This window comes from Rhodococcus sp. NPDC060086 (assembly GCF_042730275.1).
Taxonomy (GTDB): domain Bacteria; phylum Actinomycetota; class Actinomycetes; order Mycobacteriales; family Mycobacteriaceae; genus Rhodococcus.
The window spans coordinates 15,890-39,480 of record NZ_JBHWWZ010000030.1; the positions used below are offsets into that span (position 1 = coordinate 15,890).

22 protein-coding genes and 1 pseudogene are annotated in these 23,591 nt (G+C 65.4%); 10 read left to right on the forward strand and 13 right to left on the reverse strand.

Annotation, left to right across the window (positions count from 1 at the left end; all coding sequences use genetic code 11):
• Positions 1–5 precede the first annotated feature (5 nt).
• Positions 6–668: a PadR family transcriptional regulator gene (locus tag ACFWB0_RS16810; protein WP_378491602.1), complete on the reverse strand. Its 663-nt coding sequence runs from the start codon at positions 666–668 to the stop codon at positions 6–8.
• A gap of 110 nt (positions 669–778) precedes the next feature.
• On the opposite strand from ACFWB0_RS16810, the gene ACFWB0_RS16815 reads away from it, so the two are divergent.
• Positions 779–2,968 carry a DNA polymerase III subunit gamma and tau gene (locus ACFWB0_RS16815; RefSeq protein WP_378491603.1) on the forward strand — a complete coding sequence of 730 codons (2,190 nt, stop codon included), beginning with the start codon at positions 779–781 and terminating at the stop codon, positions 2,966–2,968.
• A 6-nt stretch (positions 2,969–2,974) separates the two neighbouring features.
• On the opposite strand, the gene ACFWB0_RS16820 is transcribed toward ACFWB0_RS16815, so the two are convergent.
• The 3 genes and pseudogenes from ACFWB0_RS16820 to ACFWB0_RS16830 all read right to left on the reverse strand — a co-directional run.
• Positions 2,975–3,805: a mycofactocin-coupled SDR family oxidoreductase gene (locus tag ACFWB0_RS16820; RefSeq protein WP_378491604.1), complete on the reverse strand. Its 831-nt coding sequence runs from the start codon at positions 3,803–3,805 to the stop codon at positions 2,975–2,977.
• 134 nt (positions 3,806–3,939) lie between these two features.
• A complete protein-coding gene (locus tag ACFWB0_RS16825; RefSeq protein ID WP_378491605.1) occupies positions 3,940–4,080 on the reverse strand; it encodes a hypothetical protein in 141 nt (46 codons plus the stop codon).
• Between the two features lie 19 nt (positions 4,081–4,099).
• Positions 4,100–4,357, reverse strand: a pseudogene (locus ACFWB0_RS16830) (hypothetical protein); the annotation flags it as partial.
• A 99-nt stretch (positions 4,358–4,456) separates the two neighbouring features.
• Between ACFWB0_RS16830 and ACFWB0_RS16835 the strand changes: the two are divergent.
• Positions 4,457–4,930, forward strand: coding sequence for a hypothetical protein (locus ACFWB0_RS16835; protein WP_378491606.1), 474 nt, complete (start codon positions 4,457–4,459; stop codon positions 4,928–4,930).
• Between the two features lie 3 nt (positions 4,931–4,933).
• Positions 4,934–5,416, forward strand: coding sequence for a hypothetical protein (locus ACFWB0_RS16840; RefSeq protein ID WP_378491607.1), 483 nt, complete (start codon positions 4,934–4,936; stop codon positions 5,414–5,416).
• Between the two features lie 525 nt (positions 5,417–5,941).
• Here ACFWB0_RS16840 and ACFWB0_RS16845 read toward each other — a convergent pair.
• From ACFWB0_RS16845 to ACFWB0_RS16865, 5 genes are read right to left on the reverse strand one after another with little or no spacing between them, the layout of a single operon-like run.
• Positions 5,942–6,289, reverse strand: a complete 348-nt coding sequence (locus tag ACFWB0_RS16845; protein ID WP_378491608.1) for a hypothetical protein — start codon at positions 6,287–6,289, stop codon at positions 5,942–5,944.
• A 39-nt stretch (positions 6,290–6,328) separates the two neighbouring features.
• A complete protein-coding gene (locus ACFWB0_RS16850; RefSeq protein WP_378491609.1) occupies positions 6,329–7,681 on the reverse strand; it encodes a hypothetical protein in 1,353 nt (450 codons plus the stop codon).
• A 25-nt stretch (positions 7,682–7,706) separates the two neighbouring features.
• Positions 7,707–9,488: an Hsp70 family protein gene (locus tag ACFWB0_RS16855; protein ID WP_378491610.1), complete on the reverse strand. Its 1,782-nt coding sequence runs from the start codon at positions 9,486–9,488 to the stop codon at positions 7,707–7,709.
• Positions 9,489–9,507: 19 nt separating this feature from the next.
• Positions 9,508–9,816 (reverse strand): nucleotide exchange factor GrpE, encoded by a 309-nt coding sequence (locus tag ACFWB0_RS16860; protein WP_378491611.1) that lies wholly within the window; start codon positions 9,814–9,816, stop codon positions 9,508–9,510.
• Between the two features lie 6 nt (positions 9,817–9,822).
• Positions 9,823–10,725, reverse strand: a complete 903-nt coding sequence (locus ACFWB0_RS16865; RefSeq protein ID WP_378491612.1) for a hypothetical protein — start codon at positions 10,723–10,725, stop codon at positions 9,823–9,825.
• A 329-nt stretch (positions 10,726–11,054) separates the two neighbouring features.
• On the opposite strand from ACFWB0_RS16865, the gene ACFWB0_RS16870 reads away from it, so the two are divergent.
• A complete protein-coding gene (locus tag ACFWB0_RS16870; RefSeq protein WP_378491613.1) occupies positions 11,055–12,269 on the forward strand; it encodes an acetyl-CoA C-acetyltransferase in 1,215 nt (404 codons plus the stop codon).
• 34 nt (positions 12,270–12,303) lie between these two features.
• Positions 12,304–14,439: a 3-hydroxyacyl-CoA dehydrogenase NAD-binding domain-containing protein gene (locus ACFWB0_RS16875; RefSeq protein WP_378491646.1), complete on the forward strand. Its 2,136-nt coding sequence runs from the start codon at positions 12,304–12,306 to the stop codon at positions 14,437–14,439.
• An 82-nt stretch (positions 14,440–14,521) separates the two neighbouring features.
• On the opposite strand, the gene ACFWB0_RS16880 is transcribed toward ACFWB0_RS16875, so the two are convergent.
• Together ACFWB0_RS16880 and ACFWB0_RS16885 are read right to left on the reverse strand one after the other, a co-directional pair.
• Entirely contained in the window at positions 14,522–15,829 is a 1,308-nt protein-coding gene (locus ACFWB0_RS16880) for a class I SAM-dependent methyltransferase (protein ID WP_378491614.1), read from the reverse strand.
• Positions 15,826–17,256, reverse strand: a complete 1,431-nt coding sequence (locus ACFWB0_RS16885; RefSeq protein WP_378491615.1) for an FAD-binding oxidoreductase — start codon at positions 17,254–17,256, stop codon at positions 15,826–15,828. Before ACFWB0_RS16885 ends, ACFWB0_RS16880 begins: the two co-directional genes overlap by 4 nt.
• 152 nt (positions 17,257–17,408) lie before the next feature.
• On the opposite strand from ACFWB0_RS16885, the gene ACFWB0_RS16890 reads away from it, so the two are divergent.
• The 5 genes from ACFWB0_RS16890 (at position 17,409) to ACFWB0_RS16910 (ending at position 21,047) form a co-directional block, all read left to right on the forward strand.
• Positions 17,409–17,843, forward strand: a complete 435-nt coding sequence (locus ACFWB0_RS16890) for an SRPBCC family protein (protein WP_378491616.1) — start codon at positions 17,409–17,411, stop codon at positions 17,841–17,843.
• 110 nt (positions 17,844–17,953) lie between these two features.
• Complete coding sequence (locus ACFWB0_RS16895; RefSeq protein WP_378491647.1) at positions 17,954–18,277, forward strand: YbaB/EbfC family nucleoid-associated protein; 324 nt, start codon at positions 17,954–17,956, stop codon at positions 18,275–18,277.
• An 8-nt stretch (positions 18,278–18,285) separates the two neighbouring features.
• Positions 18,286–18,894, forward strand: coding sequence for a recombination mediator RecR (gene recR / locus ACFWB0_RS16900; protein WP_378491617.1), 609 nt, complete (start codon positions 18,286–18,288; stop codon positions 18,892–18,894).
• A complete protein-coding gene (locus tag ACFWB0_RS16905; RefSeq protein WP_378491618.1) occupies positions 18,891–19,478 on the forward strand; it encodes a TetR/AcrR family transcriptional regulator in 588 nt (195 codons plus the stop codon). The genes recR and ACFWB0_RS16905 overlap by 4 nt, the downstream gene beginning before the upstream one ends.
• Positions 19,479–19,628: 150 nt before the next feature.
• On the forward strand, positions 19,629–21,047 hold the full coding sequence (locus ACFWB0_RS16910; RefSeq protein WP_378491648.1) for an MFS transporter: 1,419 nt from the start codon (positions 19,629–19,631) through the stop codon (positions 21,045–21,047).
• A 39-nt stretch (positions 21,048–21,086) separates the two neighbouring features.
• On the opposite strand, the gene ACFWB0_RS16915 is transcribed toward ACFWB0_RS16910, so the two are convergent.
• Positions 21,087–22,049: an oxygenase MpaB family protein gene (locus ACFWB0_RS16915; protein ID WP_378491619.1), complete on the reverse strand. Its 963-nt coding sequence runs from the start codon at positions 22,047–22,049 to the stop codon at positions 21,087–21,089.
• 3 nt (positions 22,050–22,052) lie between these two features.
• Complete coding sequence (locus tag ACFWB0_RS16920; protein ID WP_378491620.1) at positions 22,053–23,570, reverse strand: aldehyde dehydrogenase family protein; 1,518 nt, start codon at positions 23,568–23,570, stop codon at positions 22,053–22,055.
• Positions 23,571–23,591: the final 21 nt, after the last annotated feature.

The following is a 23,591-nucleotide window of genomic DNA, read 5'->3' on the forward strand; positions in this document are numbered from 1 at the left end:
GACCGTCAGATCGGATCTTTCGCGTCGGTCGCCGGGTCGGTCTCCTCGGCGAGCAGCAGATACAGAGACTTGCGGGCATCGGTGAGAACCTTGTGCGCCGCGGCGATCTGGGGTTCGGTGCCGCTGACGGCGACGACGCGTGCCGCTGTCTGTAGATCGCGGAGCGCTCCTCGCAGGTCGGTGCCGTTCCCGTCGGCGGTATGCCCGGCGAACGGATCGGTCTGCTCGTTGGCCGGATCGTCGAGGTGGGCGCGGCCTTCGTCGGTCAGTGACACCAGTTTGCGGCCGGCGTCCTTCTCGACGCGCACGAGTCCTTCGTCTTCGAGCTGAGAGATCGTCGGGTAGATCGCTCCGGGGCTGGGCTTCCAGGCCCCGCCGGTGCGGTCGGCGATGGCCTGCATCAGCTGGTAGCCGTGCATGGGCTCGTCGGCCAGTAGTTGCAGAACGGCGGCGCGGACATCGCCTCGCTGCGCGCGTCCTCGGCGTCCGCCGCGGTGCATGGGGCCACCCCGGTGGCCTCGGCCGTGCGGGCTGTCACCGAAGGGGCCTGCGTTACGTCGGGGGTCTTCGCTACGTCGGGGGTCTTCGCCCAGGAACGGGCCCTCCGCGAGGAAGTGATTCATGGCGTGGGCGCGGCGTCCGCCGCGCCGCTGTCGTGTGTTTCGCATGGTGCGAACTCCTTGTCATTGTCGATGCAGTCACGATATATAACGATATATCGTTTGTCAACGATGACGCCGTCCGAGTTGTTGTCGGCGCGCGCCGGTACTCTCGGCGCGTGGCCCTGTACCGGAAGTATCGACCCGCGACCTTCGCCGAGGTGGTGGGGCAGGAGCATGTCACCGCGCCCCTCAGTACGGCCCTCGACACCGGCCGCATCAACCACGCCTACCTGTTCTCGGGTCCGCGCGGGTGCGGCAAGACGTCGTCGGCGCGCATCCTCGCGCGGTCGCTGAACTGCGAACAGGGCCCCACCTCGACACCGTGCGGGCAGTGCCGATCGTGTGAGTCGCTCGGGCCCGGTGGGGGAGGCAACCTCGACGTCACCGAACTCGACGCGGCCAGCCACGGCGGCGTCGACGACACTCGCGAGCTACGCGATCGAGCGTTCTACGCACCGGCCGAGTCGCGCTACCGGATCTTCATCATCGACGAGGCCCACATGGTCAGCACGCAGGGGTTCAACGCCCTGCTCAAGATTGTGGAGGAGCCGCCGGAACACCTGATTTTCGTGTTCGCGACCACCGAACCCGAGAAGGTGCTCCCCACCATCCGGTCGCGTACCCATCACTACCCCTTCCGCCTGCTCGCACCCACTGCGATGCGCGGTCTCCTCGAGAAGATCTGCGTCCAGGAGAGCGTGACGGTCGAAGATGCGGTGTATCCGCTGGTCATCCGTGCCGGTGGCGGCTCGCCCCGAGATTCACTGTCTGTCATGGACCAACTCCTCGCGGGAGCAGGCCCGGAAGGCGTCACCTACCCGCGTGCCCTGTCCCTGCTCGGAGTCACCGATGTCGCGCTGATCGACGAAGCCGTCGACGCATTGGCAGTCGGAGACGGTGCAGCGCTGTTCGGGACCGTCGAGAAGGTCATGGATGCCGGGCACGATCCGCGTCGCTTCGCGACAGACCTCCTCGAACGTCTCCGCGACCTCATTCTCATGCGCAACGTCCCCGACGCCGCCGAACGCGGACTGGTCGATGCGCCCGGCGATGTACTCGAGCGCATGCGCGACGAAGCCTCGAAGCTCGGGCCCGCCACGCTCACGCGCTACGCCGAGATCATCCATGCCGGGCTCGGCGAGATGCGCGGCGCGACGGCCCCGCGCCTGTTACTCGAGGTGATGTGCGCCCGCATGTTGCTTCCGTCGGCATCCGACGCAGAGTCTGCGGTCTTGCAGCGGCTGGAGCGGCTCGAGCAGGGATTCGTTCCGGGTCCCGCCGCGACCGGAGCCGCGGTGGCGGCAGCGAGTTCAGTGGCGATTCCGCGTCAGGCGCCGGAGCCTGTCGCCGATCCGGTCGCACCCGACGAGCCGGCGGCGCGCTTCCAGCGTCCGTCCCAGCGTCGTACGTCCGATTCGGCGCCGAGTGAGGTAGCCGCCTCGCCGGCTCCGGCTCCCACTCCGGAGCCTGAACCGCCGGCGCCGGAGCCTGTTCGGGAGCCCGAACCACGTGCTGCAACGCCTCCGTCCTCTCCCGTGGCGCCAGTACCTGTACCGGAGTCGGTGGCGCCCGAACTGGAACCGGAGGCCGAGCCGACGCCCGCACCGCAGCCGACGCCTACACCACAGCCGCAACCTGAGTCGGTGCCTGCCGCAGCATCGGGTCCCGACGCAGCTGGGATTCGTGAAGTGTGGTCCGAGGTTCGAGCCAAGGTGCGTGCCCGTAGCAAGACCGTGGAGGTCATGCTGTCCGGCGCTACGGTTCGCGAAGTCGACGGCACCCGGATGGTCCTGGTCCACGATTCTGCGCCGCTGGTCAAACGACTCGCCGAGCCACGCAACGCGACCGTGATCGCCGACGCGCTCCGCGAATTGTTCGGTGTCGATTTCGACGTCACGTGCGTCCATGGTTCTGCCGCGCCTGCACCCGCGAAAAACGCCGCGGCACCCAAGCAGTCGCGCCCAGGCGGACAACCGCGATTCTCGCGGCCCAGTCAGGCCAAACGTGCACCGGCACCCGACGCATCGTCCCCGTCGGGTGACGGGGCGGGTGCTGCACCGCCGCAGCGTTCCGAGTACGACGACATTCCGCCGCCCGACGGCCCCGATCTGCCCGACGACCCCGGTCCGGATTCGAATTACGATGCTCCGCCACAGGATCCATCGAAGATCTCGAAGGAGGACGTCGACGAGATGTTCGCCGAAGCCGCGACCCCGGGCGATCCGTCGACCCGGCGCGACCCCGAGGACGTGGCGATGGAACTGCTGAAGGACGTCCTGGGGGCCAAGCCGATCGACGAGAAGTAGCAGCGCCTATCGGATGAGGTTGCCGAGGTCGATCGGCACCTGCGCGCCGGTGATGTACTTGGCCTCGTCCGAGCAGACCCACGCCACCACGGAGGCGACGTCGTCGGCCTGAAGGATCTGGTATGGAAGCGAATTCATGTAGATCGGGCCGAGCGTGGCGGCGTGCTTCGCGATCAGCGGGTGCAGATCCGAGACGGTCATACCCGTCTCGACCCCGGCGGGATGAACGGTGTTGACGCGGATGCGATGCTCACCGAGCTCATTCGCCATCGTCTTCGCGAGGCCGACGATGCCGTGCTTGGTCGCGGCGTAGTGACCGGTGAACGGAGTGCCCTTGATGCCCGACACCGAGCTGGTGAACACGATCGAGCCGCCGTCGCCCGTGGCGAGCAGATGTGGCACAGCGGCCTTCGCGGTGTGGAATACGCCGGTCAGGTTCACGTCGACGGTCTCTCGCCACTGCTCGAGTGTGATCTCCCACGAGAGGCCGCCCGAGCAGATTCCGGCGTTGGCGATCACGACGTCGAGGCGCCCGAATTTCTCGACGCCTGCCGCGAGCGCCTGCGAGAGTGCATCGAAGTTGCGCACATCGGCGACCGTGGCGGCGATGCGTCGCCCGGTCGCTTCGACGAGGCGCACGGTCTCATCGAGATCGTCGCGCGTTGCTCCGGCATACGCGGTCGACGAGAACTCGCTGCACGCGTCGATCGCGATGATGTCGGCGCCTTCCTGCGCGAACCGGACCGCTTCGGCGCGGCCCTGTCCGCGCGCGGCCCCGGTGATGAACACGACCTTGTTCTCGAATCGGCGGGATTCGGTGTGGCCGGTCGTGGTCATGTGGGGCTCCTTCGTATCTGATTCGCCTGTCCGGGCGATTCTGTGGGGAGTCGTCGCGCGCCGAGCCGGGGACTCCCGCTCAGCGAGAAGCCGCACGCGATTCACAGCGAACTCCCAGCGATTCCGTAGCCGAGTCACTGTTCGGCGACCCAGACTGAAGCGGTGATCGCATCGGCCCCGCTCTCGGCCTCGTCCTTGTTCAGGCGCCTCCACGCGGAGACACCGGTCGCGGCAGCCCGCTCGGCGGCCTTGCCCTCGACCGGGGGTGGCGCCACGGGCAAGATCCCGGCCGGCGAGCGCGACGATAACCGCGCCCGCCACGCGCCACATGTAGGCGGTGGCGAGCCTGCGCAGGATGCGGGCCGGTCGCCGGCCACCCGACACCAGCGAGCGCGAGCGGCACCCACAACGGCGCGAACAGGATCGCGAACCGGATCGCGAGCAGCGCGGTGATCTTCAGCAGCGAGGCACCGATCCACAGCATCGACGGCAGGGCCGGCTTGATCAGCCCGAGGAACCCGGTGGAGTGCGGCCGGAGTCCTTGCCCTTCCACGATCGCGGAATGATGCACTACGTGAACAGCGGTTATAGGTTTTCCTATACACTGGCAGGTGGGGTAGTAGACAGTGCGACGCCAGCAGGAGGTGCGGTATGACGACGATGATGAACCCTGACGAGCAGCTCGTCGCCGATCTGGGCCGGGAGAAAGCCCGCGAAACCGCTGCGCACATCGCCTACCTGCGGCATCTGCGCCACCTCCACGAGCGAGGTTTCACCCAAATGCGCCTGGCCAAGATCGTCGGCGTGAGTCAGCCGACGATCAGCGACATGCTGCGCCGCGCCCGCATCGACGCTCCCGACCTACGACCCGGCACACATGGGGGCACCGTCTACGAGATCGCGGCCCGATACGCCGCCGGTGAGATCGCACGTGCTGCCATGATGCGAGAGTTGACCGGTTGGGAGTACGAACGCGCCGTCGAGGCTAATCCGTTCGAGTGGGTCGACGACGGAAACCCTTCCGTGGAAGGAAGCTTCACTATGCAGGTCGGGCGTGCCTTGCGTGACGGGTTCCTCACCGATGAGGACTACGACGCTCTCCTCGAGGCGCTGGCAGACCGCTGACCTGTGCTCACATCCGCCGAGATCGACTCCCGCCGTATCTATCTCACGTCCCTGTCGACCGGAGGAGGTCCGCTCCAGCCCGACGCGCCCCATGCCACGGTGAACAATCGCCGCTGGTTCCGGCGCATCGACGGCGCCCCGGTGCCCACCAGCGCGCGCCGACGACTGCATGAGCAGATCCTCGCACGGTGGCGCACCTCGAATCCGTATGTTGCCCGCGAACGCTCGGCCATTGTGATGGCAGGACCACCAGGGGCCGGCAAGTCCTCGACACACGACCAGCTCTTTCGTGGTCGTGATCAGCATCGATGGCGCGAACTCGACGCCGACGTGTTCAAGCGTTACCTCCTCGAAGCAGCCCTCGCTGACGGCACACTCGACGAGGACGCGGGCCGCGGCGCCATCCACGTCGAACGTCGTGAGCGATCGGCCGAGGGCGGCGACCTGCTCCTGACATGGGCAGTGGACTCGACCCCGGTCGAGTAACTCAGTGCCCTCGGCGTCGCCGAAACGCACATTCGGATGTGCGGTGCTCGAGAGTGCCCCTGCTTCGTCAATGCTGGAGCAGGGGCGCTGCGCTGTCTGAAAATACCTTTTGAACTGGGGCGATAGCGCGTCCCGGTCGACGGCTTTCCTATTCGGTTGCGGCCGGCATGTCGGCAGTGTTGGTGCGTCGGCGTGGCTTACATAGGTCGGTGCGGTGCGGTGCGCCGCGTCCTGGCTGGTTGTGACGGCCGGAGGGGTCGCGGTCTCCGGCGATGTGGTCGTTGTGGTTCCGGGTGCGGCTGGTGTCGGTTCTACCGGTTGGGCGAAGGCTTCATTGCAACTCAAAACGGTTTCCCCAAAACCGCAAGTGAACACTCTCATGGAGAAGGCGCCTGAGGTTTGGGGCTCATGCGGGTCTGTGCCTGCTCGGCGGTGCAGCGAGCCGGGAGTATTGGCTGTGGCCATGTCGGGTGTGGGGAGATCAAGGGCCTGCACAGCAACCCAAAGGGAGCTCTGAGCTGACAATCAGAAGTGGCTCTGGCGGCGTGCGGCGGGAACAGCAGCACTACTGCGACCTCGACGACGGCTGCGGCATCGGGCCTGACCGAGATCCCCGAAGAGACGGCCGGGCCCTACCCGGGCGACGGATTCAATGGTCCGGAGGTGCTCGAGCAGAGCGGGATCGTGCGCAGTGACATCCGGTCGAGCTTCGGTGACGCTGTACTCGGAAGGCGCCACCGAGGAGAACTGTCTGCGCGGCGTGCAGATCGCGGACGCAGACGGCAAGGTGAGGATCACCAGCATCTTCTCCGCGGCGTATCCCTGCCGGTGGCCGCACATCCATTTCGAGGTGTACTCGGACGAGGCGTCCACCACCGACTCCGCCAAGGCCGGTGCCGGGCCGGGTTCGGCTCAGTTCTCGCCGAGCCCCTTCTCCTCTGCGCGAACGAATTTCACGTATTGGGCAGCCACCCGCTGTGGCACCGTCCGCAAGGTGTCCGAATCGGGATCGGTGTTCCCGACCGATCGATGACCTTGGACCTGCGCAACATAGGGGCCGTAGGTCATCATGCAGTCCATCACCCTGCCCTGAGCGGTGTCGCCGGCCAGGCACACGGTTCCCGGAACACTCTGCGGCGCAGGCTCGTCGACCAGATCAGGGTAGGAGTCGAGGGTCTGTTCGACGAATGCGTCGCGCAGTTCCTCGGCGGCCTCGGGTCCGCTGGTGCGGTAGACGGTCGAGTTGGCGAGGGCGATGCGGTCGGCGCCGCTGGCTTCGAAGAGGGCAGCGGTTTCGGCGGGATGCGAATCGAAGTGCAGCCATCCGAGCGGTCCGTAGACGGCTGTGTCGGAATTTCGCGCGTATTCGTTCTCGACGAAACCGACCGCGCGGGCGAGAACTTTGTCGAGATCGACCGGGAGCGATTCGATCTCGTCGGTCGGTGAGAACGGGAACCTGTCGATGAGTGGGAGCTGTGCCTCGACGGCGCGCGCCGTGACATCGGAGTTCCACGCGATGTCGTTCTCCTCCGCGGAGGTGTAGGTGTAGACCACATGTGGGCCGCGTGCGGTGAAGGTCGACATGCTCGCGGTGTCGATTCCGTCGAAGTAGTAGGTCGACGCAAGAGTTCCGGGCAGTTGCGGGATCGATGCGGGTGTCTGCGGGCCGGAGGAGAAGCCGACATCTTCCGGTGTGAGCGCGTTCGCATGCAGGGCGGTGGCAGCCTGCGCGGCGCTGTCCGTGTCGGGGAACCGCCACACTGCGACACCGAGCTGACGGGAGTCGTCGGGGTTACTGGCGAAACTGCCGAAACCGGTGATGACGCCGAACGATTTCGCGACGTCATCGGCGCCGCCACCCGACAGGACCTTGCCGATTCCGCCGACTCCGACGCCCGTTGCCATGCCGCCACCTGTGGTGAGGGTCGAGTCGATCGTGTAGGGGTGGATTACGAACTCGGCCATGCGCTGGCCTTCGACCGCGGGGCCGAAGTCTCCGGCCGACTGGCCTTCGTCGATGAAGTCGCGCGGTTCGGTGTTGTATGCCCCGGTGTCGAGTGATTCGGTGTCGAATGTGCCTGCGGTGTCGAATGTGGCTGCGGTGTCGCTCGTACCGGTTCCGGTCGCTGCGCCTTCCGCGATGGCAGTGCCGTCAGCGGTGTTGCTGCAGCCGGCCAGTGTCAGGGCAAGGGCCAGGGTGAGGGCCGTGCTGGAGAGAAGGATGCGTGAGGTACGCATGGTCGGGTGATGCTCCTTGTCCTGCATCGATGCAGGGTAGTTCGGGCGTGAGTCAGCTCGGTGTGAAACCGATTTCGGTCAGAAGGGTCATTCCCTGTTCGGCGGAGTCGGTCGAGAACTGCATGAGCAGTCCCGTCGACCGATCGACGGCGGTGAAGTAGGTGCCGTCCGCGCCGTGATCGATGATTCGGTTCTCGTCCGACGAGACGATCTTGATATTCCCGTCCTTGCTGTCGCGGAGCCGGATGAAGTTCGATCGTGCGTATTGGTCGTCACGCCACGAGGTGACCGCCTCGTAATCGACGGATTCCATGCCGATCGCCTGTCCGAGTGAGGAATCCGGATCGACCCGGCAACGGACCTGCAGGGCTCCCTGGGAGCTGAATCCTGACTTGCTGCATTCGGTGCTCGAATCGAGGAGCTTTCGGGGAAGCAGGGCCGTGACGTCGTCGGAGTTCTCGCTGATGTAGCTCGAGTCCGCAGTGGCGGGCGGTGTCCCGCCGTTGTCCGGTGCGGCGTCGATGGTTGTCGGGGCTGCTGAGGCCTGCGCGTCGTCCTGTGTGCCGTAGTAGAAGCCTGCTGCCGCGATGATCGCGGTCGCCGCAGCTCCTCCGGCGAGCGCCATGACTTTCCGCTTGCCACGTGGCGGCCTCGCCTCGGTATTCGGTTCGACGAATGCCGACGGTGGGCGAGCCGACACGGCGTTCGGGGTCGGTCTCCGGTGGAGAACTTCGGTGTCGACCATCGCGGGCGGGGCGGTGGTGCGGCCACCGGAGACGAACCCGGCTGCACCCTTCGCTACCACGGTTTTCGGGTCGTCGAGAGTGGCGATCGGTCCGAGTTCGGCCAATCTGCGATGTACGTAGGGAATTCGGGACGACCCACCCGTCAGGTACAGCGCTTGCAGACCACCGCCGACGACGCCGGCATCGCGCAACACCCCCCGGGCAAGATGGACGGCACGGGTGATCTGCGGTTCGATCATCTGCTCGAACTCGTCCCGCGTGAGGGCCAGGTTCATGTCCGACCCGTTGCCCCTGATCCGGATCGTTGCGGAAGGTGCTTCGGAGAGAAGCTCTTTCGCCTTGCGGACCTGGTCGTCGAGCGTGCGTCGGGTTTCGAGTCCTTCGGGTGTGCGCAGCCACGCCCAGAGCTGGGGATTCTCCTCGGCCAGGTGCTGATCCACCCACCGTGCGATCGCGCCGTCGAGAGTCTTTCCGCCGAGCGCGTTGTCGCCGCCTGCGCGCAGGACCTCGAAGGTCCATTCGTTCGTTGCGGTGAGTACGGCGACATCGAGTGTCCCCCCACCGAAGTCGAACACGGCGATCGTCGAACCCTTGACGACCTTCGCGTCGTGCTGGCGGGAGTAGTAGAACGCCGCCGCGCGAGGCTCGGAGATCAGCGAGACATTCCCGCCGAGACCTGCGATCGATGCGGCCTCGCGTAGCACCGACAACTCCCGCGCCGACCATGCCTCCGGGTGGGTGAGCACGACCTCGGCCGGTGGTTCGTTGTTGTGGCGTCGGAGCGCCTGCCCGTACACGGTGCGCAGCACTGCCGCGATGATCGACGAGACGGGAACCTCCCGGTCTCGGACGACGATCGATCCGGCGCCGACGAGCGACTTCGGCGCAAGCACGAATCCGGAGGGGTCGAGCGATGCCTCGTTGAGTGCCACATCCCCGGTGGACATCGCATGCGACCCGACGAACACGGACGACGGCAGCGCATTGCCCGTGTGTGTCAGCGGGAGCGTCTCGACCCGGTCGGGTCCGATCCGGTGCGCTGCGGCGGTGTTGGACGTGCCGAAGTCGACCGCTAGGACCCAGCTCATCGGTGTCTCTCCCTCATCATCATCGGTGGACTCGTACCTTCACCTCGACGTAGCGGATCATATGGCCGCGGTGTCGCCAACCCGGACGGACGGTCTCCTCGATCGTGTTCACGTCGATCCCACTCGTTGTGGGCACCCTCGCGACCGCGCGGTGCAGGGTGGGGTCGAACGGTGTGCCTGCCGATGCGGTCACGCGTTCGACCCCGAGCGCGGCGAGTCGGTCGATGATGCCGGTGCGTTCGTCGCCGTCTGCTGCCACGTCGGCATCGGTGATCAGGTCGTCGATCCGATCGGCGATCGGAGTCGTACCTGCATCATCGGTTGACATGGCCGATCAGGCGAGGTCGGTGTTGTACTCCGAGCTGCTGCCGGAGTCGAATTCGCTGACATCGACGTAGTCGTCGGCGACGCCGTCACCGTCGTAGTCCACCGCACCGCTGTGCAGGTCGATCACGGCGTCGACCTCGCCGTCGCCGTCGATGTCGACCGCGGCGACATCGAGCCTGCCGTCGCCATCCGCGTCGACGGCGGAGAAGTCGACCAGTCCGTCGCCGTCCGTGTCCACCGAGATCTGATCGAGGACGAGATCGCCGTCGGTGTCACTGATGGTGGCGTCGATGCGGCCGTCACCTTCGAGATCGACGGTGATCAGGTCCACCACGCCGTCGCCGTCGGTGTCGTATTCGACGTACTCGGCGCCATCCGAGCTCGAGTACTCGTCGAGGACCACCGGCTGCGGGCCTGATGCGCCGGTCGAGGTCGAGCCGGCGTTACCGCCCGAGGTCATCGCGCTTGTCGCGCTCGAGTCGGAGGACGCAGCGCGGTCGGCGGAATTCGTGGCCGAGGAGGAAATACCTGCGTTGGCCGAGTCGGCCGACGAGGCGCTGTTGCTCCTGTCCGATGCCGACGAGGACGCGCCGACCGAGGCGGACGAGCCGCTGTCGCTCGCCGATCCGTACGACGAGTCGGAGCTGCTCGCCCCGGAGGAGTCGTAACGCTCGTAGCGCTCGTACGACTCGTAGCTCACGGAGCCCTGGTCGGCGGCCGAGGACGAACCGAACGAGGAGTCGCTGTCGAACGACGAGTTGGAGCCGTAGGACGAGTCGGCGCGGTCGCTCGCGGCGGACGCGGAGTCGGTGGAGGACGCGGTCGAGCCGAAGGATGCGTCCGAGCGGGTGCTGTCGGTGGACTCGGAGGTGGAGTCGGCCGAGGTGTTGGAGAAGAATCCGCTGGTCATGGTGTGCTCGCTTTCCATCGGTACGTTCGGATGCAGGGGCGTTCGTGTGTGTCGGTGATATGAGGCGCGGGCGGAGCGAAAAGTTCCCGTCGGGTCCGAAATTTTTGCCGATGCGCCTGTTTTCGCAGGTCGGCACCGGATGAAGCGAGGGAGAATCTGTCGTGGAGTTACCTCCGTGAGGTTCGGTTCGGTCACGGAGCCCGATCGGTTCGGTCCTTATCGCGGCTGGGGATGCGCTCCTACCGTGGAGGCGGAAGGTTGGGCGTGGACGTCCCTCAGGTGGGATGCCGCGCCACCACACCGTCAGCACGGGAAGGAACCTGCGCACTGTGACCACCGAGGCATTCATCTATGAAGCCATCCGAACCCCCCGCGGCCGCGGCAAGAAGAACGGCTCGCTGCACCCCGTCAAGCCGATCTCCCTGGTTACCGGTCTGATCGACGAGCTGCGTGTCCGTTTTCCGGATCTCGACGAGGACCGCATCTCCGACCTGATCCTCGGCATCGTCGGCCCGGTGGGCGACCAGGGCGCCGACATGCCACGCGCCGCAGCCACCGCGGCAGGCCTGCCGGACACCGTCGGCGGCATCCAGATCAACCGCTTCTGCGCGTCCGGCCTCGAGGCCGTGAACACCGCGGCACAGAAGGTTCGTTCCGGCTGGGACGAACTCGTCATCGCCGGTGGCGTCGAGTCCATGTCGCGCGTGCCGATGGGCTCCGACGGCGGCCCGTGGGGACTGGACCCGGCCACCAATTACGACACCTACTTCGTGCCCCAGGGCGTGGGCGCCGACCTCATCGCGACCATCGAGGGCTTCTCCCGCGAGGACGTCGACGCGTACGCCCTGCGGTCGCAGCAGCTCGCCGCCGCAGCGTGGTCGGGTGGCTACTTCGCCAAGTCCGTCGTTCCGGTCAAGGACCAGAACGGCCTGACGATCCTCGACCAGGACGAGCACATGCGTCCCGACACGACCCTCGCGGGTCTGGCCGGTCTGAAGCCGTCGTTCGCCACGGTCGGTGAGGTCGGCGGATTCGACGCCGTGGCCCTGCAGAAGTTCCATTTCGTCGAGAAGATCAACCACGTGCACCACGGCGGCAACAGCTCCGGCATCGTCGACGGCGCCGCGCTGGTACTCGTCGGCTCCGAGCAGGTAGGTAAGGACCTCAACCTGACCCCGCGTGCCCGCGTCGTCGCGACCGCCACGTCGGGTGCCGACTCGACCATCATGCTCACCGGCCCGACGCCGGCGACGAAGAAGGTTCTCGCGACCGCGGGTCTGACGGTCGACGACATCGATCTGTTCGAGATCAATGAGGCGTTCGCCTCCGTCGTCCTGAAGTTCCAGAAGGACCTGCACATCCCGGACGAGAAGCTCAACGTCAACGGCGGCGCCATCGCCATGGGCCACCCGCTCGGCGCGACCGGTGCCATGATCCTCGGCACCATGGTCGACGAGCTCGAGCGCCGTGGTCTGCGCCGTGCCCTGCTCACCCTCTGCGTCGGTGGTGGCATGGGCGTGGCCACCATCATCGAGCGCGTCTGATACCGGAAGGATCCGAAATACAGTGACCGACAACATGATTTCCTGGGATCAGGACGCAGACGGCATCGTCGTCCTCACGCTCGACGACCCCAACCAGGGCGCGAACACCATGAATGCGCTCTACAAGACGTCGATGAAGTCGACCGTCGATCGTCTCGTCGCCGAGAAGGATTCCATCACCGGCGTCGTCATCACGTCTGCGAAGAAGACATTCTTCGCCGGCGGCGACCTGCGCAACATCATCGAGATCGGACCTGCCGACGCGCAGGTCGCATTCGACGAGGTCCAGGACATCAAGTCCGACCTGCGTCGCCTCGAAACCCTCGGCAAGCCCGTCGTCAGCGCCATCAACGGTGCGGCACTCGGCGGCGGCCTCGAGATCGCACTCGCGACGCACCACCGTATTGCCGCCGATGTCAAGGGTATTCAGATCGGTCTGCCCGAGGCGAGCCTCGGGCTGCTGCCCGGAGGCGGCGGCATCACCCGCACCGTCCGACTGCTCGGACTCCAGACCGCGCTGCTCTCGCTTCTTCTGCAGGGCAACAAGTACAACGCGGTCAAGGCCAAGGAACTCGGTCTCGTGCACGAGGTCGTCGGGAGCATCGAAGAACTCGTGCCCGCCGCCAAGGCGTGGATCAAGGCCAACCCCGAGGGCGGCGTGCAGCCGTGGGACACCAAGGGCTACAAGATCCCCGGTGGTACCCCGTCGTCGCCTGCGTTCGCTGCGAACCTCCCGGCTTTCCCCGCGAACCTGCGCAAGCAGCTCAAGGGTGCTCCGATGCCGGGTCCGCGCGCGATCATGTCCGCGGCCGTCGAAGGCGCCCAGGTCGATTTCGACAATGCGTCGACCATCGAGTCGCGGTATTTCACCGAGCTCGCCACCGGCCAGGTTGCGAAGAACATGATCCAGGCGTTCTTCTTCGACATGCAGTCCATCAACTCGGGTGCGTCGCGCCCGAAGGACGTGCCGAAGCGTGAGATCAAGAAGATCGGTGTGCTCGGTGCGGGCATGATGGGTGCAGGCATCGCGTACGTGTCGGCGAAGGCCGGATTCGAGGTCGTCCTCAAGGACATCAGCGCCGAGGCCGCCGAGCGCGGTAAGGGTTACTCGGTCAAGATCGAGGAGAAGGCACTCTCGCGTGGCAAGACCACAGAGGAGAAGTCGAAGGCGCTCCTCGATCGCATCCACCCGACTGCCGATGCTGCGGACCTGAAGGGCGTCGACTTCGTCATCGAGGCGGTCTTCGAGAGCACCGAGCTCAAGCACAAGGTGTTCCAGGAGATCGAGGATGTCGTCGAGCCCGACGCGCTGCTCGGTTCCAACACCTCGACGCTGCCGATCACCGGTCTCGCGACCGGCGTCAAGCGTCCCGAGGACTTCATCGGTATTCACTTCTTCTCGCCGGTCGACAAGATGCCGCTGGTCGAGATCATCAAGGGCGAGAAGACGTCCGACGAGGCGCTGGCCCGCGTGTTCGATTACACGCTCGCGATTCGCAAGACCCCGATCGTGGTCAACGACAGCCGTGGATTCTTCACCTCACGCGTGATCGGCACGTTCGTCAACGAGGCCATCGCGATGCTCGGCGAGGGTATCGAGCCCGCGACGATCGAGCAGGCCGGTTCGCAGGCCGGATACCCGGCTCCGCCGCTGCAGCTGACCGACGAGCTGAACATGAAGCTCATGCAGAAGATCGCGAAGGAGACCGCGGAGGCTGCGGCGCAGGGCGACACCAAGCTCGGCACCACCCGTCACCCCGCTATCGACGTCGTCGACTTCATGGTCGAGTCGGGTCGGCCGGGTCGCCTCGAGAAGGCAGGCTTCTACGAGTACGACGAGAACGGCAAGCGTCTCGGCATCTGGCAGGGCGTGCGCGATCACTACAAGACCGTCGCGACGCTCGACGTGCCGCTGCAGGACCTGATCGATCGCATGCTGTTCGCCGAGGCCATCGAGACCCAGAAGTGCTTCGACGAGGGCGTGCTCACCACGACCGCCGACGCCAACATCGGCTCGATCCTCGGTATCGGCTTCCCGGCCTGGACCGGTGGTGTCGCGCAGTACATCACGGGATTCCCGGGCGGGAAGGAAGGTTTCGTCAAGCGCGCCGAGGAACTCGCTGCCAAGTACGGCGAGCGTTTCACTCCGCCTGCGAGCTTGCGTAGCTGACCCGTTTACAACCGGAACGGGCAGATGCAACCTTGCGAAAAGGTTGCATCTGCCCGTTCTCCGTGTAGCCGCGACTACGCGCTCATGCGACCCACCAGGGACGCAGAGGGACCTGGGGTGCCTGGTCCTTACCCAGCTTCACGCCGAGAATCTGGTGGAGTTGGACGCCGTTGGTCTCGAAGCCCACCCGCGACCCCGCCATGTACAGACCCCACAGGCGGGCGGTCGCTTCGTCGACCTCGGAACGTGCGGAATCCCAGTTCTTTTCGAGATTCTCGCACCATGCCTTCAACGTCAGGGCGTAGTGCTGACGCAGGTTCTCCTCGTGCATCACCTCGAAGCCGATGTTCTGAGCCTCCGAAATGAGCCGCCCCGAACCGGTGAGCTCCCCGTCTGGGAACACGTAGCGGTCGATGAAGCCGCCGGCCTTGTGCCGTCCGCGGTTGTGCGGGCGAGTGATGCTGTGGTTGAGCAGCAGCCCGCCGACGCGGAGTTTGTCGTGTAGGAACCGGAAGTACGACGGGTAGTTCGCGGCACCGATGTGCTCGGTCAGGCCGATCGAGGAGATCGCGTCGAACCCGTTTTCCGGCACGTCACGATAGTCGGAGTGACGTACTTCGGCGAGGTCGCCGAGGCCTTCGTCGGCGATGGCCTTCTGCGCCCACTGGGCCTGTTCCTTCGACAGGGTCGCGCCGATGGCCTTGACACCCCGGCGTGCGGCGTATCGCACCATGCCACCCCACCCGCAGCCGATGTCGAGCAGGCGATCTCCGGGTTTCAATCGAAGCTTCTCGAAGACGAGTCGGTACTTGTTCTCCTGGGCGTCCTCGAGGCTCTGGTTCTCCGACTCGAACACGGCGCACGTGTACGTCATCGACGGCCCGAGAACGTACTCGTAGAACGTGTTCGATACGTCGTAGTGGTGATGGATGACCTCGGCGTCGCGTGCTTTCGAATGGCGAAGCCCCTCGGCGACACGGCGCCAACGGGGGAGGTGCTCCTGCGGCGGAGGAGCGATCGGCTTGAGCAGGTCGGGCCCGAGCGACCGTACGATCTGCGCGAGGGTCCGTGCAGGCGGACGTTCGAAGTGGACGCCACCGAGTGCCTTGAGCAGGGGATACGGATCGCCGGGATGCACACCCTCGGCTTCGAGCGTTCCCGAGACATACGCGCGTGCCATACCCAGATCGCCCGGGGCGGTGACGATGTAGGTGGCGCCTTCGGGCGCCGTCAGGTTGAGCCCGTACGGGGAATCTGCAGGGCCGGTCGTGGAGCCGTCGTATGCGCTGAACCGCAGCGGCATCTCACCGCCGGTTGCGATCTCGACGATCTGCGCGAGATTGAGCTTGTCGGTCTGCTGCCCCGAGCGCTCCGTTTCGAATGTGGTCAATGTCGTTGCACCGCCTTTGCGAACAGGTCCGTCAAGCGAGACCCGGGATCGTATCTATCCTTGAGTGCGGGGTATTCACCCTCGCCGTAGTAGAGATTTTCGAATTCGTCACGGCTATAGAAAGAGTCGGAGTACAGCGACTTGTGACCGTCGAGCTCCGCCACCTTGTGCTCGATGCGGCGGTTTGCGGCGCCTTCGACTTCGCCGCGGACAACAGGCACCGACGACCAGAATCCGATGTTGACGTAGGTGCGCTTCGGTTCGAGCGGATAGAGCGGCCACGGGCGCCGAGGGTCGTACGACGCGGACTTGTCGCGCAGTCGCAAGGGGCACAGCCAGATCGGCTCGATGGGAATCTCGTCGAGGAACCATTGCATGAACTCCTCGGTCCGTTCGATGGGGACCTCGACGTCCTGGACGACACGTTCTCTCGGCGGGTTGCCTTTACGGGCCTCGATGCGATCCGCGATCGAGTACTTGTGGTCGAGTGCGATGAGTTTCCAGTAGAAGCTGCTGCGCAGCAGCTTCTTCGGCCACAATCTCCGCACGCGAGGGTTCTGTGCTCCGAAGGCACGCGAGCACCAGAACCAGTCGGTGTCCCATCGCCACAGGTAGTCGCGGATGGTGAGTCGATCGGTCTTGGGATGGTTGACGGATTCGTGCCGGATCGATTGGTAGAAGATGTCCATGTCGGTGTAGTCGGACACCGGCCCGGGTTCGGCGGTCTGTATGCCGAGGGTGAGGTAGCCTTCGTCGGCCGAGAACACGACACCGTCGACGTAATCCACTGCGACTCCGGCGTGGACGCGTTCGGTGGTGATCCGGTCGAGCGTCGTCCGAAGGTCGGCGAGCGAGGTGAAGCGTAGGTGACGTAGTGCCACGAACGGCTTCACCGGTTCGAGTTCGATCCGCAGCCGCGTGGCATATCCGAGCGACCCGTACGAGTTCGGGAAACCGCGGAACAGATCGGAGTGTTCGCCGTCCGGTGTGGCGGTGATGATCTCGCCGCTACCGGTGAGGATGTCCATCTCGAGTACGGACTCGTGTGGTAGTCCGTTGCGGAACGAAGTTGATTCGATGCCGAGCCCGGTGACTGCGCCGCCGAGAGTGATCGTCTTGAGCTGCGGCACGACCAGCGGCGCGAATCCGTAGGGCAAGGTTGCATCGACGAGGTCTTCGTACGTGCACATTCCGGCGACATCGGCGGTGCGAGCGTGCGGATCGACGGAGATGACACCGCCGAGCCCCGACACGTCGAGGCCCGGCGAATCGATCTTGGCGCGTGCGCGGAACAGGTTCGATGTCTTCTTCGCGAGCCGCACCGGGGCGTCGGCGGGGATGGAGCGATACGAGCGCAGCAGGCGTTGCACACCCTCACGGTGGACCGAGTCTCCGTAAGTTCCGACACTTCGTGACGTTCTCAGCATTCGACTCCCCTGCAGCAGCGCATCAGTGGTGCAATCCACAATAGACCCGCCGGACTCCTACGTCCTGGTACTGACAGGCAGGATGTAGAACGTCGGCGAGCTTCAACGGGCTCGAATCGAGAAACGAATCAACTGTTACAGAGGAGTCCACCGTGGCACAGGTCAGTGCAAGCAGCTCGATCCAGTTGGCAGCGGCGCCCGAGAAGGTGCTTGCGGCGCTTTCGGACTACGAGACCGTGCGCCCGCGCATCCTGTCGGACCACTACCGGGACTACCGTGTGATCTCCGGCGGTCAGGGCGACGGCACGATCGTGCACTGGCTACTCCAGGCCACCGAGAAGCGGGTGCGCGACGTGCAGGCGAAGGTGACGACCTCCGGCAGCACGATCACCGAGACCGACGCCAATTCGTCGCTCGTCACCACGTGGAGTGTCGTCCCCAACGGCACCGGATCGACGGTCGTGACCCTCACTCAGTGGAACGGTGCGGGTGGTATCGGCGGGTTCTTCGAGAAGACGTTCGCGCCGATCGGCCTGCGCAAGATCCAGCAGCAGGTTCTCGAGAATCTGAAGAACACCCTCGACTGACGTCTCGCGTGCGTGCCCGCGGCACAGGCATGCGACTAACCTGGCAGGCGAAACTCCAGGTAGACAAACCCAGTAGACACAGGAAGGACGTGCCCGTGCAACCCGGTGGTATGCCCGACATGCAGCAACTCCTCGCCCAAGCTCAGCAGATGCAGCAGCAGCTCATGGCCGCGCAGAACGAGATGGCGCAGGCCGAGGTCACCGGCCAGGCCGGTGGTGGCCTCGTGACCGCAACGGTGAAGGGCACCGGAGAGGTCGTCGCAGTGCAGATCGACCCGAAGGTCGTCGATCCGGAAGATATCGAGACCCTGCAGGACCTCGTTGTTGCTGCGGTGGCCGACGCATCGGCGAAGGCTCAGGAGATCGCGTCCGAGAAACTCGGTCCGCTCGCGGGTGGACTCGGCGGCGGCATTCCCGGCCTGCCCGGGTTCTAGAGGTACGCGTGTACGAAGGACCGGTTCAGGACTTGATCGACGAGCTGGGCAAACTGCCCGGCGTCGGACCGAAGAGCGCTCAGCGGATCGCGTTTCACCTGCTGTCCGTCGAGCCGCCGGAGATCGACCGGCTGCAGGCCGCGTTGCAGAAGGTCCGCGACGGGGTGCAGTTCTGTGAGGTGTGCGGCACGGTGTCGGATCGGGAACGGTGCCGGATCTGCTCCGATTCGCGCCGCGACCGCACGCAGATCTGTGTGGTCGAGGAGCCCAAGGACGTGCAGGCGATCGAGCGGACCCGCGAGTTCCGGGGTCGGTACCACGTGCTCGGTGGTGCGCTCGATCCACTGAACGGTATCGGGCCCGACCAGTTGCACATCCGTGAACTGCTCACCCGGATCGGCAATCAGGAGGACGGCGTCGATGTCTCCGAAGTGATCATCGCGACCGATCCGAACACGGAGGGTGAGGCGACGGCGACGTATCTGGTTCGGATGTTGCGCGACTTCCCGGGGCTGGCCGTCACTCGGTTGGCATCGGGTCTTCCGATGGGCGGCGATCTCGAATTCGCCGACGAACTGACGCTCGGTCGCGCGTTGTCCGGAAGGCGGGCGATGTGACCGAGCGCGAGGCGGGAACGGCCACGGGCACACCGGACAGGAGACGACGGACCTCGGAGGAGACGCGTCGGCTGATTCTGGACGCGGCCGGACTCGCCTTCGCGACACGGCCGTATCGCGAGATCACTCTCAAGGACATCGCGGAGGACGCCGGGGTCAGCGCGCCACTGATCATCAAGTACTTCGGGTCGAAGGAACAGCTGTACGACGAACTGGTCGACTTCAAGGCGGCAGCCGAGCTGTTGTACGACGGTCCGTTCGAGACCTTGGCCGAGCGTATGGTTGCGATCTTCGCGAGGCAGTCCGCGCGGCACAAACCGCTGTCGATGACGCTTCTGTTCATGAGCGGTGCCAGCGAGGAGAACAACCGCAAGCTCCGTGAGAACTACTCGTCGCAGATGATCGACGGGTTGGTGGAGTTGATGGCGGGCCCGGATGCGCGGATGCGGGCGGAACTCGTGTTCTCCATGCTCATGGGGGTTGCGTTCATACGTCGCCGGATGATGCAGGAGAAGGCCGCGGGATCGGTCGACGACGTGGTTGCGCTGTACGCGCCGCTCGTGCAGTCACTGCTCGACGGCTAGCCGGCGCTGAGACAATTCCCACTCCGGTTGTGGGGTAAATGACTGTTCACCTAAAGTGGTGAACAGTCATTTACCAATGCCGGAGGGAGTCGCGTGACAGTCTCGTTCCCGCTGCGGCTCCACGTTCCCGGCCGCAATCGTGGCGCGACCCTGCAGCGTCGGACCGAGAACCGTACCGGCAGGCCGAACCTGTCGAAGTTCGTCTTCCCCGTCCTCGCAGTGGGGGCGATCTTCCAGGCGATCATGCAGACCGTCATCGTGCCGCTGCTGCCGAGCCTCCCCGGCTTCACCGGTGCCGGCCCCACCGCCGTGTCGTGGCTGGTCACAAGCACGCTGCTCGTCGGTGCAGTGATGACACCCATCTTCGGTCGCCTCGCCGACATGATCGGCAAGAAGCAGATGCTTCTCATCGCGTTCGGGCTGATGACCGTCGGATCGCTGATCTGCGCACTCACGTCGAACATCGGGTTGCTCATCTTCGCCCGAGGTCTCCAGGGCGCGGGCGCCGCCGTTCTTCCGATCGGCATGGCGATCCTGCGTGAGGTGATGCCGCGAGACCGCGTCGATCGCTCGATCGCCATCCTCAGCTCCACCCTCGGAATCGGTACGGCTGTGGGAATCCCGTTCGCCGCGGCGATCGTCCAGTTCGCGGACTGGCACCTGCTGTTCTGGGTGACCACGGCGATCGGCGCGGGAGTCGCCGCCGCGGCTTCGTTCGTCATCCCCCCGTCGACCACCCGCACCGGTGGCCGCTTCGATGTCGCGGGTGCCGCCGGGCTCTCCGGCGCACTGATCTGCCTGCTGGTTCCGATCACGCAGGGCAGTACATGGGGATGGACCTCCGCCGCGGTCCTGACCATGTTCGCGTGCTCGCTCCTGTTGTTCGCAGTCTGGGGATACCAGCAGTTGCGCAACCGCAACCCGCTGGTCGACTTGCGGGTGTCCGCGCAGCGTTCGGTTCTGACACCGCACCTGTCGGCGCTGCTCGTCGGCTTCGCCTTCTACGGAAACACCCTCATCACGACGCAACTGCTCCAGGCCTCGCCCGAGCACGGTGCCGGCTACGGTCTGACGATCCTGCAGGCAGCGGCGTGCCAGCTGCCTGCGAGCTTCGCGATGATGATCTTCGCCCTTGTGGCGTCACGTGTCTCGGACCGGTTCGGCCCGAAGATCGCCATCATGATCGGCGCGACGTTCCTCATCGTGGGTTACGCCGTGCACGCGGTCCCCGACAAGCCGCTGTGGACGGTCGTGGCGGCGATCTTCATCGCGGCGATCGGAACGACCTTCGTGTACTGCACGCTGCCGATCCTGCTGCTCGGAGCGGTTCCCCTGTCGCAGAACGCCGCCGCGAACGGTGTCAACGTGCTGCTCCGTACCGTCGGAAGCACCGTGTGCAGTGCTGTGGTCGCGACGGTGCTCGCCGCGCACATGATTACGGACGGTATCGGCTCGAGCGGCTTCGTCATCGTGTATCTGGTGTGCGGTGCCTGCGCCATCGTCGTGTTCGCGTCGGCGTTCGCGTTGCCGTCCCTGAAATCGAGGATACCCCGCCGCGCAGACGTGTGACTCTGCGCGACGGGGTCTCTGTCTTTGCGACTTTCGTTGTTACACGCCGAGATCCCGCGGTCGATAGCCCAGCGGGTAGCCGGGATACGTGCGGTTGGCAGCGTTGCCTCCGGACACCGACACCCTCCGCTTGGGGAACCTGCGCACGAGAGCGGACCGCATCCGCAGCGCACCCTCCGACATGGCCCGCATGCGCGGTGAGCCCTTCGCAAAACCGAACGCGTTGGCCATCCGGTCGTCGATCAGCGAGTACACGACCTTCTCGACGCCGGGGGCGAGTGCCTTCGGGTACCACGACTTGAACAGTTCGAGCGTGTAGGTCCCGATGGCGTGGTTGTCGTCGCTGTAGACGAACATCTTCTGCTCGTACTCGAGCTTGAACCGATGGAATTCCTGGAACGACTCGGGGATGTCCTTGATGCCCATCCGGATTCCGACCTGCCGGTAGAAGTAGAACGACGCGAGCCGCTCCTTCGGATGCAGACGACGCCAGCCGTAGTTGTCGATCCAGTCGAGCGGGTCGTACACGAATGTCGACAGCACGTACAACATGTCGTCGTTGTCGATCGAGTACTTGCCGTGCATGCGGTTGATGGTGCGCAGCGATTCACGGCCGCGCTCGGCGTCGTACCCGTGCTCGATGAGTTCGGCCATCAACAGCGAGGTGTCGTCGTATCGCTTCTGCGGCCGATGCTCGAACTCGCCGGTACGGGCGAGCAACTCGGAGATGGTCGGCACACAGTACGTGCGGAACAACGCGAACTCGAGCGACCGCTGGTAGTCCCAGGGGAACTCGTACCCCGCGGTGATCCGCAGGATGTCCTGATGATGGGTGACAGGGTCGAGGCCCTCGATCACCTTCAGCCATCCGTTACGCCCCGCCTTCGGATGCGGGTCGCGATTCGGCCCGGGAAATGTACCGGCCTTCTCGATCCGCGCTTCGGGTGACGCGACGACAGCCGGTTTACGTGTTCTCTTCGCGCGAGGTCCTGTAGTCGTCATGGCCTACCTCCCGTGCATGAACTTCAGCATCTTCACGGACAGGTTCAGGTCGCGCTCGGGCCGTTCGAGGCTCATCAGCTTGAGCGGCGAGCTGAACCTCTCGACCGTCACAGACTTGGGCCGGCTGAACTCGCGAAGGCCGTCGGCGCCGTGGATGCGGCCGAAGCCGGACTCGCCGATGCCGCCGAACGGCAACGACGGGATGCCTGCGAAGCCGAGCACCGAGTTGACCGACACCATGCCGTTGCGGAGGCGTTCGGCCAGTTCACGACCCTTGGCCTTGTTGCCGATGAAGATCGACGCACCGAGTCCGTAGGCGGTGCCGTTGGCCCGGTCGATCGCCTCGTCGAGGTCGCGCACCTTGTTGACGACGACGGTGGGTCCGAAGGTCTCCTCGCACACAGCGCTCGAAGTCTCGGGCACGTCGGTGAGGATCACCGGTTCGATGATGCGCTCGCCCACGGACTCGGTACCGCCGACCACCGCGGTGCCGCCACTCGCCAGCGCATCCTCGATGTGGCTGCGCACGATGTCGATCTGGCGGGGCAGTGTCATCGGACCGTACGTCGACTCGTCGCTTCCACCCGGCTTCGCGCGCTTCACGAGGGCGGTCAGCTTGTCGAGGAATTCCTTGTAGACGGACTCGACGACGTAGATGCGCTCGACACCCGCGCAGGTCTGCCCGGCATTGCCGAACGCGCCGAACGCAGCGAAGTCCACTGCCTTGTCGATGTCGGCATCGGCCGCCACGATCATCGCGTCCTTGCCACCGCACTCTGCGACGAGCGGGGTGAGCGATTCGGCGCACACGGCCATCACCTTGCGTGCCGTGGGACCGGACCCGGTGAATGCGATCTTGTCGACGCCCGCGCGGGTGAGCGCAGACCCGGTCTCGCCGAGTCCGGTCACGACCTGGAATACGGGCTGGGTCGGTGCGATGGAGTTCCACTTCTCCTCGAGCCACTTGCCGACGCCCGGTGTCAGCTCGCTCGGCTTGAAGACGACGGCGTTGCCTGCGGCGAGGGCGTATGAGATCGAGCCCATCGGGGTGTAGACCGGGTAGTTCCACGGGCCGATGACGCCGATGACGCCGAGTGCCTTGTACTCGAGGGCTGCGGCCTGGTTGAAGCTCGCGATTCCCGAGGGCACCTTCCGCGCTCGGAGAACCTTCTTGGCGTTCTTCGCTGCCCAGTCGAGGTGTTCGATCGCGAGCATCACCTCGAGGAATGCGTCGCCGTACGGCTTTCCGGTCTCGCGTGAGATCAGCCTCGCGAGGGAGGTGGCGTCCTGGGCGACGGCCTTCTTGAATTCGAGGAGCCACTCGCGACGCCCGCGGGATCCCTGCGCATCCCACCAGCGTGCCGCGATACGGGCCCGGTCGACGGCCTCGGCCACCGCTGCGGCATCGGCGATCGGATATTCGGCGATCACGTCTCCCGAGCGGGGGTCGAGGCTCGCGAAGGTGTCGGTGGACGGCTCGCTGCCGGTCTTCGGGTCCGTCGTACTGCTCTTCTGTGTCATTTTTCGACGCTTCCTGACGGA

Bases quoted from the DNA above. Each gene is read 5' to 3' on its own strand.
- ACFWB0_RS16810 (WP_378491602.1), bottom strand. From the start codon at position 668: ATGCGAAACACACGACAGCGGCGCGGCGGACGCCGCGCCCACGCCATG.
- ACFWB0_RS16820 (WP_378491604.1), bottom strand. From the start codon at position 3,805: ATGACCACGACCGGCCACACCGAATCCCGCCGATTCGAGAACAAGGTC.
- ACFWB0_RS16835 (WP_378491606.1), top strand. From the start codon at position 4,457: ATGACGACGATGATGAACCCTGACGAGCAGCTCGTCGCCGATCTGGGC.
- ACFWB0_RS16850 (WP_378491609.1), bottom strand. From the start codon at position 7,681: ATGCAGGACAAGGAGCATCACCCGACCATGCGTACCTCACGCATCCTT.
- ACFWB0_RS16855 (WP_378491610.1), bottom strand. From the start codon at position 9,488: ATGAGCTGGGTCCTAGCGGTCGACTTCGGCACGTCCAACACCGCCGCA.
- ACFWB0_RS16860 (WP_378491611.1), bottom strand. From the start codon at position 9,816: ATGTCAACCGATGATGCAGGTACGACTCCGATCGCCGATCGGATCGAC.
- ACFWB0_RS16865 (WP_378491612.1), bottom strand. From the start codon at position 10,725: ATGACCAGCGGATTCTTCTCCAACACCTCGGCCGACTCCACCTCCGAG.
- ACFWB0_RS16875 (WP_378491646.1), top strand. From the start codon at position 12,304: ATGATTTCCTGGGATCAGGACGCAGACGGCATCGTCGTCCTCACGCTC.
- ACFWB0_RS16885 (WP_378491615.1), bottom strand. From the start codon at position 17,256: ATGCTGAGAACGTCACGAAGTGTCGGAACTTACGGAGACTCGGTCCAC.
- ACFWB0_RS16895 (WP_378491647.1), top strand. From the start codon at position 17,954: ATGCCCGACATGCAGCAACTCCTCGCCCAAGCTCAGCAGATGCAGCAG.
- ACFWB0_RS16915 (WP_378491619.1), bottom strand. From the start codon at position 22,049: ATGACGACTACAGGACCTCGCGCGAAGAGAACACGTAAACCGGCTGTC.
- ACFWB0_RS16920 (WP_378491620.1), bottom strand. From the start codon at position 23,570: ATGACACAGAAGAGCAGTACGACGGACCCGAAGACCGGCAGCGAGCCG.